Origin of the sequence: Neorhizobium galegae, from assembly GCF_021391675.1 — a bacterium.
In the GTDB taxonomy this organism is placed as follows: domain Bacteria; phylum Pseudomonadota; class Alphaproteobacteria; order Rhizobiales; family Rhizobiaceae; genus Neorhizobium; species Neorhizobium galegae_B.
In genome coordinates this window covers 1-14,472 of record NZ_CP090095.1, presented here as the reverse complement: position 1 = coordinate 14,472, position 14,472 = coordinate 1, and the positions used below count along the sequence as shown (strand labels likewise).

At 60.2% G+C, this 14,472-nt stretch carries 16 protein-coding genes; 3 read left to right on the top strand and 13 right to left on the bottom strand.

From position 1 onward, the window contains the following. Positions 1-32: 32 nt before the first annotated feature. From LZK81_RS00080 to LZK81_RS00070, 3 genes are all read right to left on the bottom strand, one after another. Positions 33-455: a DUF2852 domain-containing protein gene (locus LZK81_RS00080; RefSeq protein WP_046611886.1), complete on the bottom strand. Its 423-nt coding sequence runs from the start codon at positions 453-455 to the stop codon at positions 33-35. 148 nt (positions 456-603) lie between these two features. Next, complete coding sequence (locus LZK81_RS00075) at positions 604-1,887, bottom strand: polyhydroxyalkanoate depolymerase (RefSeq protein ID WP_233956674.1); 1,284 nt, start codon at positions 1,885-1,887, stop codon at positions 604-606. 260 nt (positions 1,888-2,147) lie between these two features. Further along, positions 2,148-2,990: a fumarylacetoacetate hydrolase family protein gene (locus LZK81_RS00070; protein ID WP_233954803.1), complete on the bottom strand. Its 843-nt coding sequence runs from the start codon at positions 2,988-2,990 to the stop codon at positions 2,148-2,150. Between the two features lie 155 nt (positions 2,991-3,145). On the opposite strand from LZK81_RS00070, the gene LZK81_RS00065 reads away from it, so the two are divergent. Next, on the top strand, positions 3,146-3,745 hold the full coding sequence (locus tag LZK81_RS00065) for a nitroreductase family protein (protein WP_233954802.1): 600 nt from the start codon (positions 3,146-3,148) through the stop codon (positions 3,743-3,745). Between the two features lie 132 nt (positions 3,746-3,877). Here the strand turns inward: LZK81_RS00065 and gyrB are convergent, their stop codons facing one another. The 5 genes from gyrB to LZK81_RS00040 form a co-directional block, all read right to left on the bottom strand. Further along, positions 3,878-6,313, bottom strand: coding sequence for a DNA topoisomerase (ATP-hydrolyzing) subunit B (gene gyrB, locus LZK81_RS00060; RefSeq protein ID WP_233954801.1), 2,436 nt, complete (start codon positions 6,311-6,313; stop codon positions 3,878-3,880). Between the two features lie 139 nt (positions 6,314-6,452). Further along, complete coding sequence (locus LZK81_RS00055; protein WP_038547381.1) at positions 6,453-6,818, bottom strand: helix-turn-helix domain-containing protein; 366 nt, start codon at positions 6,816-6,818, stop codon at positions 6,453-6,455. Then, positions 6,815-7,396 (bottom strand): Smr/MutS family protein, encoded by a 582-nt coding sequence (locus tag LZK81_RS00050; protein ID WP_046606630.1) that lies wholly within the window; start codon positions 7,394-7,396, stop codon positions 6,815-6,817. Before LZK81_RS00050 ends, LZK81_RS00055 begins: the two co-directional genes overlap by 4 nt. Further along, a complete protein-coding gene (locus tag LZK81_RS00045; protein WP_233954800.1) occupies positions 7,393-8,511 on the bottom strand; it encodes a murein transglycosylase A in 1,119 nt (372 codons plus the stop codon). The genes LZK81_RS00050 and LZK81_RS00045 overlap by 4 nt, the downstream gene beginning before the upstream one ends. Then, positions 8,508-9,206 carry a Tim44/TimA family putative adaptor protein gene (locus LZK81_RS00040; RefSeq protein ID WP_046606632.1) on the bottom strand — a complete coding sequence of 233 codons (699 nt, stop codon included), beginning with the start codon at positions 9,204-9,206 and terminating at the stop codon, positions 8,508-8,510. The genes LZK81_RS00045 and LZK81_RS00040 overlap by 4 nt, the downstream gene beginning before the upstream one ends. Positions 9,207-9,332: 126 nt before the next feature. On the opposite strand from LZK81_RS00040, the gene LZK81_RS00035 reads away from it, so the two are divergent. After that, the gene (locus LZK81_RS00035; protein ID WP_233954798.1) at positions 9,333-9,848 is read left to right on the top strand and encodes an FxsA family protein; all 516 of its coding nucleotides are present in this window, start codon (positions 9,333-9,335) and stop codon (positions 9,846-9,848) included. Between the two features lie 85 nt (positions 9,849-9,933). Continuing rightward, positions 9,934-10,410, top strand: a complete 477-nt coding sequence (gene secB / locus LZK81_RS00030) for a protein-export chaperone SecB (protein ID WP_037086290.1) — start codon at positions 9,934-9,936, stop codon at positions 10,408-10,410. A 52-nt stretch (positions 10,411-10,462) separates the two neighbouring features. On the opposite strand, the gene dnaQ is transcribed toward secB, so the two are convergent. The 5 genes from dnaQ to LZK81_RS00005 are packed head-to-tail and all read right to left on the bottom strand — an operon-like array spanning position 10,463 to position 14,068. Next, the gene (dnaQ, locus tag LZK81_RS00025) at positions 10,463-11,167 is read right to left on the bottom strand and encodes a DNA polymerase III subunit epsilon (RefSeq protein ID WP_233954797.1); all 705 of its coding nucleotides are present in this window, start codon (positions 11,165-11,167) and stop codon (positions 10,463-10,465) included. Next, positions 11,160-11,771: a dephospho-CoA kinase gene (gene coaE / locus LZK81_RS00020; protein ID WP_233954796.1), complete on the bottom strand. Its 612-nt coding sequence runs from the start codon at positions 11,769-11,771 to the stop codon at positions 11,160-11,162. Before coaE ends, dnaQ begins: the two co-directional genes overlap by 8 nt. Further along, entirely contained in the window at positions 11,768-12,628 is an 861-nt protein-coding gene (locus LZK81_RS00015; RefSeq protein ID WP_233954795.1) for a shikimate dehydrogenase, read from the bottom strand. The genes coaE and LZK81_RS00015 overlap by 4 nt, the downstream gene beginning before the upstream one ends. Beyond that, entirely contained in the window at positions 12,621-13,214 is a 594-nt protein-coding gene (locus LZK81_RS00010) for a Maf-like protein (protein WP_233954794.1), read from the bottom strand. Before LZK81_RS00010 ends, LZK81_RS00015 begins: the two co-directional genes overlap by 8 nt. A 32-nt stretch (positions 13,215-13,246) precedes the next feature. After that, complete coding sequence (locus LZK81_RS00005) at positions 13,247-14,068, bottom strand: pyruvate, water dikinase regulatory protein (RefSeq protein ID WP_046611875.1); 822 nt, start codon at positions 14,066-14,068, stop codon at positions 13,247-13,249. Positions 14,069-14,472: the final 404 nt, after the last annotated feature.

The following is a 14,472-nucleotide window of genomic DNA, read 5'->3' as shown; positions in this document are numbered from 1 at the left end:
TCCATCACGTTTCACGTGAATCCTTGGGAGGATCAGAGATCGACAACCGGGTTCTGGCCGGAAGAGCGGTTCTGCCGCTCGCGCATGAAGCGATCGAACTCGTCCTGGTCCTTGGCTCGGCGAAGCTCACGCACATAGTTGTCGAACTCTTCGCGCATTTCGTCCAGCTTGCGGCGCTCTTCTTCGATCCGGTCGATCTCGGTCTTGCGCCAATCGTCGAAGGCGACGTTGCCGGTGGTGAAATGCGTGTTGTAACGGGACTTCGCCCGACGGCAGCCGGCGAACATACGATCGGCGCGGTCGTTGGCATCGCGCTTGAAGCCGCGGAGCCTGTCCCCGAAGAGAATATAGGCGAGCATGGCAAGGCCGAGAGGCCAGAAAACGACGAAACCGAGCACCATGAGAGCGATGGTGGCCGGCGTCCAATCCGGACGAATCAATGCTGACTGGTTCATTGGTCACACCCTGATGTTTCAGCGGGTGGCCACATGCCAGCCCGTCTCATTCCGATTTGGTGAGCCCATGATCCGCCTTCAAGAAGACGGATCATTAAATTCAAGAAGATGCTGAAATATAAATCGGAATTCGAAGAACCCGACGCGCTTAGCCGGCCTTGCCGCCCTTTATCACTCGCTTGACCGGAGTCTTCTTGGCCGCAGGCTTGGCATGTTTCTGGGTGAAGGCGACGATCCGCGGGGCGATCTCCCGACGGAAACGCGAGCCGTTGAACACGCCGTAATGGCCTACATCCGGCTGCATGTAGTGCATGCGCATCTCATCGGGAATGTTCGGGCAGATCGTCTGCGCCGCATTGGTCTGGCCGAGCCCGGAAATATCGTCGTTCTCGCCTTCGATGGTCAGAAGCGCAACCTGACGGATGAGCCCGGTATCGACCGGAACGTTCCGGTGCATCATTTCGCCCTTCGGCAGCGAATGCTTGATGAAGACCGTGTCGACGGTCTGGAGGTAGAACTCCTCGGTGAGGTCCATGACCGCCAGATATTCGTCGTAGAACTCGCGATGCTTCTCGGCGGACTCGCCGTCGTTCTTGACGAGGTGCTGGAAGAATTCCTTGTGGGCGCTCACGTGCCGGTCGAGGTTCATCGACATGAAACCGGACAATTGCAAGAACCCCGGATAGACGCGGCGCATGAAACCGGAATGCGGCCACGGCACGTTCATGATGACGTTGTCGCGGAACCACTCGATCGGATGCTCTTCCGCAAGCTTGTTGACGGCGGTCGGGTTGATGCGGGTATCGATCGGGCCGCCCATCAGGATCATCGAAGCCGGGAGCATCGAATCGCGCTGCGATTCCATCACCGCCACGGCAGCAAGCACGGGGACGGAAGGCTGGCAGACACCGATGACATGGGCGCCAGGCCCGATCGCATGCAGCATCTCGATGATGTAGTCGATATAGTCGTCGAGGTCGAAGCGGCCGTCGGTGATCGGCACCATGCGGGCGTCGATCCAGTCCGTGATGTAGACATCGGCGCTTGGCAGCAGCGCTTCCACGGTGCCGCGCAACAGGGTCGCATAATGACCGGACATCGGCGCGACGATCAGGATCTTCTGGTCAGGGGCACGGCCGGCCGGCAGATCGCGGCGGAAATGCAGGAGATTGCAGAACGGCTTGTTCCAGACGATCTCTTCGGTTACCGCGACGGTCTCGCCTTCGACGATCGTGAAGGGGAGATCGAAGGCCGGCTTGCCGTATCGGCGCGTCACGCGCTCGAAGACTTGAAGGCCGGCGGACAGCGTCCGGCCCATCGTCGTATGGGAAAACGGATTGAGCGGGTTGGAATAGAAGAAGTGCATGGCATCCGCGGCGGCGCGAACGGGAGCCATCGCGGCGTGGTTCATCTCGTAGAGCTGATAGAACATCGAGGTGCTACCTTTCGTGATTTCCGACAGCGCATTCGACAAGGGCATCGAACCGATCGGTTCAGGAGCAGCGTGGGGATAGGCTAGCACTTTTCTATTGCGGTGCAACATTATGGGGAATACCGGCTGAATTGGCCAAGAGGAAGGCGGAACCGCAGATCATTCTGCTGTCTTGAGAATGACATGTAAGCCTTAAAGTTCCACCTTCCAAGCCTGGTTAAGGACTCATGGCTGCCGGCAGGCATGAGTCCCCCGATCATTTAGATGTCGGCTGCGAAGGTCTGCCGCTGGGTGCCGAGGCCATCGATGCCGAGCTCGACGACTTCGCCGGGTTTCAGGAAACGCTGCGGTTTCATGCCGAGGCCGACGCCCGGAGGCGTGCCGGTGGAGATGATGTCGCCCGGATGCAGCGACATGAACTGGCTGAGGTAGGAGACGAGATAACGGACGCCGTAGACCATCGTCTTGGTGGAACCGTTCTGCATCCTCTCGCCGTTGACCGTGAGCCACATGCCGAGGTTCTGCGGGTCGGCGATTTCATCCTTGGTGACGAGCCAGGGTCCGATCGGACCGAAGGTGTCGCAGGACTTGCCCTTGGTCCACTGGCCGGAGCGTTCGCTCTGGAAGGCGCGCTCGGAGACGTCGTTGGTCAGGCAGTAGCCGGCGACATAGTCCATCGCATCGGCTTCCGAGACATATTTCGCGGTCTTGCCGATGACCACCCCGAGCTCGACTTCCCAGTCGGTCTTCTCAGAACCACGCGGGATGACCACGTCGTCGTTCGGGCCGACGATGGCGGAGGTCGCCTTCATGAAGATGATCGGCTCCGGAGGTACGGTCGCCCCGGTTTCGGCCGCGTGGTCGGAATAGTTGAGGCCGATGCAGATGAACTTTCCGGTGCCGGCGACGCAAGCGCCGATGCGGGTCGGCTGCAATTCAGCTAAGCTTTCCGGATCGAGAGCGGCGATCCTGGCAAGGCCTTCCGGGGAAATGGCGGGCCCGGCAATATCGGCGACATGACCGGACAGATCGCGAATCTTGCCCTTGTTGTCAAAAAGTGCCGGCGTTTCATGGCCCGGCTCACCAATGCGCATCAGTTTCAAAACATGATCCTCCATTTAAGCGAGGAGGTTTATGGAACATGCATCCCGGCTTGTCACGCCCGTTTTCAGCCAACCAGGAGTCTGTTGCCAAGCAGGTCGACGGGCCTATTGTTAATGTTAAATGTACTCACCGCCTACAATTTCGGAGAATGCCCATGACCAGCAGCAACACCCGCGATTCGGAATTTCCGATCGATACCTTCTTCCTCGACCGCTGGTCGCCGCGGGCGTTTACCGAGGAAACGATCGATCAGGCGACCATGCTGACGATCCTCGATGCGGCCCATTGGGCGCCCTCCTCCGGCAATAACCAGCCCTGGCGCTTTATCTATGCGCTGCGCGGAACGCCTTCTTTTCCGGTGCTCCTCGACATTCTCGTGCCTGGCAACCAGCGCTGGGCCCAGAACGCGGCGGCGCTGATGATCGTCGTGTCGAAGACATATCGGGTTACCAGCAATGGCGAACACCGGCCCGCCTACACCCATTCCTACGATACGGGTGCTGCCTGGTTCTCGGTCATCTCACAGGCAATGAAGCTCGGTTACCATGCCCACGGCATGGAGGGTCTCGACAAGGAAAAGGCCGTCAAGGTTCTGGGAATTCCGGAAGGTTACCGGGTCGAGGCAGCGGCTGCGATCGGCCGGATGGCCGACAGAACCACCCTGCCCGACGATCTTGCCGAGCGGGAATTCCCGAGCAAGCGCAAGCCGGTTTCCGAGATCGCCTTCGAAGGGAAATTCAGCGGCGAGCCCTGAGCGCCGGCTCAGAAATTGTTTCACGTGAATCCATATCCACAGGAAAGATTCACGTGAAACACTTTTGACTGGACAAACGAAAAGCGGCGGCCCGATCAGGACCGCCGCTTTTTTGTTTGTGAAGCTTCGACGTCAGATGTCGAGGTTGGCGACGCTCAGCGCGTTTTCCTGGATGAATTCGCGGCGCGGCTCGACCTCGTCGCCCATCAGGCGCGAGAAGAGACCGTCGGCGTCGGTCGCATCGTTGACCCTGACCTGCAGCAGCGAGCGGACGTTCGGATCGAGCGTCGTTTCCCAGAGCTGCTCGGCATTCATCTCGCCGAGGCCCTTGTAGCGCTGCATGGAGAGGCCCTTGCGGCCTGTCGCGAAGATCGATTCCAGCAGCGCGCGGGGGCCGGACATTTCCTGCTGGCCCTCCTTGCGCGTGAGGACCGGCGGCGTGCGGTAGATTTCCTGCAGGCGCGTGGTCATCTGGTCGATATGGCGGGCATCGGCCGAACCGATCAGCGCCACGTCCACGGCCGCGACTTCCTTGACGCCGCGCACCATGCGCTCAAACCGCAGGCCGCCCTCGTCCGTCACATGGCCGGCCCAGCCGCGTTCGGTCTCCTCTGCGATCATATCCAGGCGGCGGGCGACTTCGGCGGCGGTCTCCAGAGCCCGCTCGCGGTTGTCCGTGAGTTCCGGATTGAGTGCGCCGGCGATCGCGGCCTGTTCGATGATCGAGCGGCTGTAGCGGGAATGCAGGCCCTCGACCAGGGCGCGCAGACGCAGCGCATCCTGGATGACTTCGCGCATATCCTGGCCGGCACGGACTTCACCGGAGCCGAGCGTCAGGGTCGCTTCCTCGAGGCCCATAGTAATGAGGTATTCTTCCAGGGCGACTTCGTTCTTCAGGTACTGAATGGACTTGCCGCGGCTGACCTTATAGAGCGGCGGCTGGGCGATATAGATATGGCCGCGCTCGATCAGTTCCGGCATCTGGCGGAAGAAGAAGGTCAGAAGCAAGGTGCGGATATGGGCGCCGTCGACGTCAGCGTCCGTCATGATGATGATCTTGTGGTAACGCAGCTTGTCGGCGTTGAACTCGTCCTTGCCGATCGATGTGCCGAGCGCCGTGATCAGCGTGCCGATTTCCTGGCTTCCGAGCATCTTGTCGAAACGGGCACGTTCGACGTTGAGAATCTTGCCGCGGAGCGGGAGGATCGCCTGGTTCTCACGCGAACGGCCCTGCTTGGCGGAACCGCCAGCGGAGTCACCTTCGACGAGGAAGAGTTCGGATTTGGCCGGATCGCGCTCGGAGCAGTCGGCGAGCTTGCCGGGCAGCGAGGCGATGTCGAGCACGCCCTTGCGGCGGGTCAGTTCGCGGGCCTTGCGGGCGGCTTCGCGGGCGACGGCTGCTTCTACCACCTTGCCGACGAGGATCTTCGCTTCGGTCGGATGTTCCTCGAACCAGGTGCTTAGCGCTTCGTTCATCAGGCTTTCGACCACAGGCCGAACTTCCGAAGAAACAAGCTTATCCTTGGTCTGCGATGAAAACTTGGGGTCGGGCACCTTGACGGAAAGCACCGCGGTCAGGCCTTCGCGGCAGTCTTCGCCCTGTAGCGTAACCTTTTCCTTCTTGGTGATGCCGGAACTATCCGCATAGGACGTCACCTGGCGCGTCAGGGCGCCGCGGAAGCCGGCCATATGGGTGCCGCCATCGCGCTGGGGAATGTTGTTGGTGAAGCAGAGCATGTTTTCGTGGTAGCTGTCGTTCCACCACATGGCCACTTCGACGGTCATGCCGTCCTTTTCGCCCTTGATGCTGACGGGCTTTTCGACCAGCGGCTTCTTGGAGCGATCGAGATAACGGACGAAGGCTTCGAGGCCGCCGTCATACAGCATCTCTTCTTCCTTGACATCCGGCTTGCGCTTGTCCGTTAGCCGGATTCTGACACCGGAATTCAGGAAAGCCAGTTCGCGCAGACGATGCTCGAGCGTGCCGTAGTCATATTCGGTCATCGTGAAGGTGTCGGAGCTGGCGAGGAAGGTGACCTCGGTTCCGGAACGGCCTTCGTATTCGCCGATGACCTTGAGCGGGCCGTCAGCAACGCCGTGGGTAAAGGAGATCTCGTGGAGCTTGCCGTTGCGGCGGATGCGCAGTTTCAGCCAGACGGACAGCGCGTTGACGACGGAGACGCCGACGCCATGCAGACCGCCCGAGACCTTGTAGGAATTCTGGTCGAATTTACCACCCGCGTGGAGCTGGGTCATGATCACTTCGGCGGCGGATACGCCTTCGCCGGTGTGAATGTCGGTCGGGATGCCGCGTCCGTTGTCCGTAACGGTGATCGAACCGTCGGCATTAAGGGTCACGGTCACAAGGTCGGCATGGCCGGCCAGCGCCTCGTCGATCGCGTTGTCCACGACTTCGTAGACCATGTGATGCAGGCCGGAGCCGTCGTCCGTATCGCCGATATACATGCCGGGCCGCTTGCGCACTGCATCGAGGCCCTTCAGAACCTTGATCGAGTCGGCACCATATTCGGCACTCGCGCCATTATCGCTGACGGGTGTATCGGTCATCAAGTATCTTCCAATTCGTTTGAGATGCCGGTTAAGCGAATCACCGGCCATTCCACCCTCAGAATATAGGGAAATCGGGGCGGTTTCTAAAGGTTGAGCCTCGCCAATACGGCATGAAAGCCGTGGATGCGCAGCGAATTCAGCCTCGCATCTCGGCTTTTTTGAGGAGCGTGTCCATTTCCTCTATCACGTCGGGCGGTAAAGAGCGAATCCGCTGCGCCAGCCGGTTGGCAAAGCCGGTGTATGATGGCGGCAGACCCGCGGTATCGAGCACGACTTTCGGATGCGACGCTTCGGCAAGGCGGAAAAGTTCTTCCGCCTCGTCCCAGATGACGTTGAAATAACCGGCGATCCGCTGCAGCAGTTCGAAGGTCGGCCGGCCGCGCTTTCCATGCTCCAGGGCGGAAAGATAGGCAGGCGTGACGCCGATCGCCTCGGCAAGCTCGCGCTGGGTGATACCCTTACGGCGGCGCAGCTCTCTCAGTGCATGGCCAAAGGGGGTCATTCCCGATCTCCGCGGCCGCGCGAAAGCCGCACATACATGGCGCCCTCCCCGCCGTGATGGCGCGCCGCCCATTCATAGGACGAGATCAGAAACCGGAACTCGGCTTTCGAAAACCAAAGAGGCACGGCACGCCGCAGCGCGCCTTCGCTGCCCATCGAGCTGCCCTTGCCGGTAATCACCAGCACATGGCGAAGGCCACGTTCATGGGCTCTCAGCAGAAAGTCGAGAAGCAGGTCGTGGGCCTCGCCCTGGAATAGTCCGTGCAGATCGAGCCGAGCATCGATCGGCAGCCGGCCCTTGGCGAGCTTTTTTTTGACGGGCTTTTCGAGCGGCTGATGAGAACCCACCGGACGCCTGGCCGGAACGGTGGCCGGAAGTTCGACCGCATAACTCTCCTGTCGCGGCGCGGGTTTCGGTTTTTTCGCTTCGACGACCGCTTCCTCCGCGGCGATCTTTGCGGCCTCCGCTTCCTCGAATTGCAAAATCTCCTTCATGCGGCCCGGCAAGGCGCGGGCTGACTTCGCGACCCTTCCCCACAATATCCGCTCTTCCGGATCAAGTTTGCGACCGCCCTTCATCCGCCGTACCTGACAGACGCTGCCTTGGGGATGAGGATATAGAAGTCCGCGTCGTTGCGTACGGTTCCAGCAAGCTCGCCCGCCTCGAAGCCGGAACCGGTAAAAATGTCGCCGCGCGCCGGGCCGACGATCGCCGAGCCGGTGTCGAGCGCCAGCATCAGCCGCGCGAAGGGTTTTCCGTTATCCATATGGGTCAGCGTTTCGGACCGGATGAAAAAGGGGAAACCGAATGTGTGGATCTGGCGATCGACCGCGAGCGAGCGCCCCGGGATCAGCGGCACCTTGGCGGCAGCCACCGGCCCGAGCGACGGATCAGAGACATCCGCTTCCCTGAAGAAGATATAGGAACGATTATGCCAGAGCACCTCGTCAACCTTAGCCGGATTCCTAGCCAGCCATGCGCGGATGCTCTGCATGGAAATCTTCGCGGGGTCGATCTCGCCGCGGTCTATCAGCAGCTTGCCGATGGGCGAGAACGGATGACCCGCCTTGGCGGCATAGGTGATCCGGCGGATGCTGCCGTCCGGATATCTCAGCGTTGCAGCACCCTGGACATGGATGAAGAAGACATCGACCTTGGATTTCGCATAAGCGATCTCCAAGCCCCGGCCCTCGAGAAAACCACGGTCGATCTCGCCGCGATCCGGGTAGGGCACGATTCCGCCCACCGTCTGCCGGCCAAACATGTAGCCGGAGTCCAATCCCGCTGAACGGTTACTGTCGTCGAGATCAATGAGATCGTCTGGACGATAGTAGAAAGGATGCGCCCACACCGTATCTCTCGTTTCCGAGACCTCGATCTCCGGCTCGTAGAAAGCGGTGACGAAACCGCGCCGGCCGTCGTTGCGGGCGATCAGGAAGGGGGTGCAATGGGTCTCGAAAAAGGCCCGGGCAGAAACGGGACCGCCCGGGATGTCCCGGGCGGCTTCGATGAAGGTGGCGAGTTCCTCGGCCGTCAGGCCAAGGGAGCCGGTGCGGTACGGCTTGACCTTGCGGATATGCTCCAGCGACGCGCGCATGCCGGCAAACAGCGCAGTCGGATCATCATCGCCCCACCCCGCAAGATCGGGGAAGGATACCGGCCGAAGAGTATAATCCGCAGAGCTCAAGGTCATTGTTCGGATTCGGTGGCGACCAATCTCCAGTTCGGATCGCGGGAGTGAATGTCGCGGGCGAAGGTCCAGATGTCGGTGACTTCGGCAACGGTTTCCTGGTCGCCGTCGATCAGCGCGCCGGCCTTGTCATAGGTGGCGGAAATGAGCTGGCTGACAATCCGGACGGTAATCTGTTCCTCCGCATCCTTGACGGCTGCATGGGTGATATCCGACTTGTCGATGCCGACGAATGTCGACTTCACCACTTCGCCGCGGGATTCCCGGTCGGTGATCGCCGTGTCGAAACCGTCGAAAACCTCTTTCGAGAGAAGGCCCTTCAGCGTCTTCCGGTCGCCGTCGGCGAAAGCCATGACGATCATCTCGTAGGCCATGCGGGCACCGTTCAGGAACTCGCGGGGGCGGAAGGAAGGATCGGACTTGACCAATTCTCGCAGCGCGGCGTTGAGAGGCGTATCCGGCTTGGCGAGAGCGTCGACATCCGCATAACGCTGCTCGTCCTCCGCGGCATCCCGGCGCGGCAGGGTCACGACCTTGCTGTCGTCGCCACCCGGATTTTTCGCGACGTCGCGGGGGCTGTAAGGATCGAACGGCGGCTTCTCGCTTCCCGTCCGGCGTCCGAGCACACTGCGCAGTTGCAGGAAGATCAGAACCGCTGCGACAAGGAAAAAGAGTGTTATAAAGTCGTTGGAGCCCATCTTAACCCGCATTTGGCGTTTAAATATTCGGTGCAGTCTCTCATATAGTCTGCATACGCCTATCATTCAAATGGCGAAGACGTTAGCGCTTTGCGCGCAACCCGATATCACGACACAGGGAATATCATGCGCTTCTTTCTCGTGCCGCTCTTTCTGATCGGCTGGCCGCTCGCCGAAATCGCGGGCTTCGTGCTCGTCGGCAAAGCAGTAGGCCTCTGGGCGACGCTCGGTCTGGTGATCGGTACCGCAGTGCTCGGAGCCCTTTTGCTGCGCAACCAGGGGACCCAGATCCTGAGGAAGATTTCGACCGAGAGCCGCGACGGTCGCGCGCCTGGCCGCGCCCTGATCGACGGCGCGATGATCGTCGTCGCCGGAATCCTGCTGCTGCTGCCTGGCTTCCTCACCGACATCATCGGGCTGGCGCTGTTCATTCCCTTCGTGCGCAGCCTGATCTGGTCTGTGGTCGGCCGCCGCATCGTCGTCGTCCGTTCGCCGCGCAGCGAAGGCTATCGCTACGAAAGCCCGAGGCCTTCGCCGGAGGCCAAGAAAACCGGACCGGTGGTCGATCTCGACGAGCAGGATTACCATCGCGATCCCGATGCCTCTTCGCCCTGGGCTGGCCCCAAAAGCAAGGAACCTTGAGAGGTCCTGCGGGTTGGCCAGGGTTGTAAGCCCCCAGACGAAATGTTAGAGGGCCTCAACGCTCCAAAGCCTCGAGGAAATCCCAATGGCAGACGATAACAACCAGGCCGCAACGCCGTCCCTCAACATCCTGGCGCAGTACACCAAGGATCTCTCCTTCGAGAACCCGGGCGCTCCGCGTTCGCTGCAGGCGCGCGACAAGGCGCCGGCGATCAACATCAATGTCAACGTCAATGCCAATCCGCTTTCCGACGCCGATTTCGACGTTATCCTGACGCTGAACGCCGAAGCCAAGGAAGGCGACAAGATCGTCTTCGCGGCCGAACTGGTGTATGGCGGCGTCTTCCGCATCACCGGTTTTCCGCAGGAACACATGCTGCCGCTGCTCTTCATCGAGTGCCCGCGTCTCCTGTTCCCGTTCGCCCGCCAGATCATTGCGGACGTCACGCGCAATGGCGGCTTCCCGCCGCTGATGATCGACCCGATCGACTTCGCGCAGATGTTCACGCAACGCATGGCCGAGGAACAGGCCCGTTCCAAGGTTCAGGTGCTGGACAGCTAAGCCAAAATTTTCCAGATTTGACGAAAGAGCCCGGGCTTCGACCCGGGCTTTTTTATTCGGCCGGCTTGTACTTCAGCCAGACTGCCTTGTCCTTCAGCGACGTGACCATGGCCGCATGCGCTTCGATCTCGGCTTCGGTCAGCCGGGGGCCAAGAGGCCGGGGACGACCCGCAACCTCGATTACGACTTCCTCGACCTCGATCACCGTCGAAGACCGCTCGTTACCCATCAGGCCGAGCGCCGTCTGCCGGCCGCCGGTCATCTCGATATAGACTTCGGCGAGCAGTTCGGAGTCGAGCAGCGCGCCGTGCTTGGTGCGATGGGCATTGTCGATACCGTAGCGACGGCAGAGCGCATCAAGCGAATTCGGACCCATCGGATGTTTGCGGCGGGCCATGGCCAGGGTATCGATGACCTGGTCGGACATCACGGGCGGCAGGCCGAGACGGCCGAATTCCGCATTCATGAAGCCCATGTCGAAGGTCGCATTATGGGCGATCCACTTGGCGCCATCGAAGAACTCGATGATCTGCTGCGCGACATCCCCGAAGCTCGGCTTATCCTTCAGGAACTCGTCGGTAATGCCGTGCACGGCAAGCGCGTCCGGATGAACCTTGCGGTCGCCCGGGTTGATATAGAGATGCAGCGTTCTCCCGGTCGGGAAATTGTTGATCAGTTCGATGCCGCCGATTTCGATCACCCGGTCGACCTTCGATTCGAGGCCCGTGGTTTCCGTATCGAAGATGATCTCACGCATGTGGCTTTTTCTCGCTCGTCTTCCCGGCCTTCAGAGATGCGATGATCTCGCGAACCCGTTTTCTCGCCGCGTCCAGTCCAAGGCCCGTATCGACAAGGAAATCGGCTTTTTTCCGTTTTTCCGCATCGGGCATCTGACGGGAGAGAATCATCGCCAATTTTTCCTCCGTCATGCCGGGACGCGCAAGCACCCTGTCGCGCTGTATCTGTGGATCGCAGGTGACAACGACAATAACATCGACGCGATCCGCGCCCTTCACTTCGAAGAGAAGCGGAATATCGAGGAGCACGAGGTCAGTGCCGGCCTCTCTGTGGCGGGTCAGGAAATCGACTTCACGCTTGCGGACCAACGGATGGACGATCGCTTCGAGGACCGGGAATTTTTCAGGCGACGCCGAAAGCTGGCGGGACAGTTCCTGACGGTCGACGACATCATCCTTGACCGTGCCGGGAAACGCCTCACCGACGGGTGCCACCGCATCGGTACGGTAGAGATCGTGGACGACGGCATCGGCGTCATTCACCGGGACACCCTCTTCCGCGAACATTTTCGCGGTCGTCGATTTTCCCATTCCGATGGAGCCGGTAAGGCCGATGACGATCATCCGTGGTTTTCCATATCGGCGATGACGAGGTCGCGAAGGGTTTCATCGACAACCGGGCGACGGTCGAACCATTTTTCGAAGCCGGGCACAGCCTGGTGCAACAGCATGCCGAGCCCGTCGACAGTCGCGAAACCCTGTTCTTTGGCCTGGACGAGCAGCGGCGTTTTCAATGGGACGTAGACGATATCGGTGACGACCGCGCCGGACGCCAACGGCGCGAAGTCGATCTTCAGCGCTTCTCCGCCGTCCATGCCAAGCGAGGTCGTGTTCACAAAAAGGCCTGCTCCGGACATGACCTCGTGCAGCGCCTCGACAGGATGGGCATGAACTTTCGCGCCGAACCGATCGGCGAGTTCCTCGGCGCGTGAAATTGTCCGATTGACCACATGGATCTCACTGACGCCGCGATCCCGTATCGCCTGGATGACGGCGCGGCTTGCGCCGCCCGCGCCCAAAATCACAGCGCGGTCGATCTTGTCCCAGCCCGGATGTCGGTCGTCCAGATTGGCGGTGAACCCGTGGCCGTCGGTGTTGGTGGCATGCAACAGGCCGTCTTCCATCCAGAGCGTGTTCGACGCGCCAAGCTCTTCCGCCAGATCATCCGGCCGGTCGGAAAGCTTGAAGGCAAGCTCCTTGTGGGGAATGGTGACATTGCCGCCGCGAAAGCCGGAGCTTCCGTCTTTCAGCGATTGGATGAAGGCGGGGAAGTCTGCTTCGGTCACGGCCTCGGGCCTGTAGGTCCCGGCAATTTCGAACTTCTTCAGCCAATAGCCATGGATCAACGGGGAACGGGAATGTTTCACCGGCCAGCCGGTTACGAAAGCATTAACCAAAAATGTTTCACGTGAATCAGCCATCGATCGCTCCCAGTTCGCGGAGCTTTTCGAGAAGCGGCAGCATGGGCAAGCCGAGTATGGTGAAATAGTCGCCCTCGATCCCCGAAAACAACTGGATGCCCTCCCCTTCCAGCTGATAGGCCCCGACACTGCCGTAGACCTTTTCCCCGACCCGCGACAGGTAACGGTCGACAAAGGTATCATTTAGCTTCCGGACAGTGAGATCCGCATGGGCGACATGTTCCCAGACGATCTCGTTGTCACGCACAAAAGCGATTGCGCTGTTCAGGCGATGGGTTCTGTCCGAAAGGGAAAGCAGATTCTCTTTCGCTTCGGCAAGGGTCTTCGGCTTGTGATAGACACGGCTTCCGAGCGACATGGTCTGGTCCGAGCCGATCACCAAGGCGCCGGGGAAATGGCGGCTCACATCCACCGCCTTTGCCTTGGCGAGCTTCAGCGCCACCTCATCGGGGCTTACGCCCTCCAGTCCGGCTTCGATTTTCCGCTCGTCGATATCCGCCGCCCTGCTTTCAAAAGCGAGGCCGGCATTTTCCATCAGCATCCGGCGAAAAGGGCTGGAGGAGGCGAGTACGAGCGGCACTGTCACGGAAATCTCCCAAAGGCTGCGAGCGGATTCGCTTAACGCAGCTTCGGGCGTAGCGCAACGATTGCGGCTGCCGTCTCCTCTATCGACCGGCGGGTTACGTCGATGACAGGCCAGTTCTGGCGGGCGCAAAGCGCGCGAGCGTATTTCAGCTCCTCGTTGATCGTCGCACGGTCCGTATAATGGCGCCGGTCGAAGCCTTGGGTGACACCGAGTTCGCGGTGTTCACGCACCTGGCTAATCCGATCGGTCGTGGCGACGAGGCCGACGATCAGCGGGTGGGTGGCGCGGTATAGGCTGTCCGGCAGATCGACCCCCGGCACGATCGGGATGTTGGCGGTCTTGATGCCGCGGTTGGCGAGATAGATGCTGGTCGGCGTTTTCGAGGTGCGGCTGATGCCGATCAGCACGACATCCGCCTCATCGTAGTCCTCCGGCATCTGGCCGTCGTCGTGATCCATGGTGAAATTGAGCGCTTCGATACGCTTGAAATAATCTGCGTTGAGCGCGTGCTGGGCGCCAACCCGGCGACGGGACGGTGCCCCGAGATAGGCCTGGAAGGTCGCCATGACCGGTTCAAGGACGTTGACACAGGGCAAGCCCATTTCCCGGCATCGCTGATCGATGAGCTCGGCCAGGTCCTGATCGACAATCGTATAAAGAACGATGCCCGGTTCACGGTCGAGCGCCTCGAGCACAGCCAGCAGCTGTTTGCGGTTGCGGATCAGCGGATAGACATGTTCCACCGCCAGCGACGACTGGAACTGTGCCGATGCGGCCCGACCCGCGGAGATGAGAGTCTCGCCCGTGGAGTCAGATATGAGGTGCAGATGGAAGAAGTTTTTTCTGTTCTCCACGTTAAACTTAACCCTTTGTTGATAACTCGGGAGAGACCATGAAGTTCTCCCAGGCCCGGACCCGGCCTCGGGAAAACCGCCTAGTTTTCCACATTCGCGACTCCCGCGGATGCGGATCAGGCGGGCTTGTGCGTTCTGGGGATAGGGCCATTGCCGCCCTTTTTTCTCCCCAGCTTATCCACAGATAGCGCCGAATTCCGTTTCCTGCCATCCTTCTGAAATAACTGACGAAATTTATATTGTCCCAGAAACCTCTTTCTGGACCTGCTTTTTTATCCGCGGAACAGGCCGGAGGCGGCGGATCGTCGCGTCGGCTGTGAATTGACTTTAATCCTTGCTACTCACCGACTCTAAGAAATAGAAACTAGTAAGATTCATTATCTTATATTTTAAGGGAGAACCCA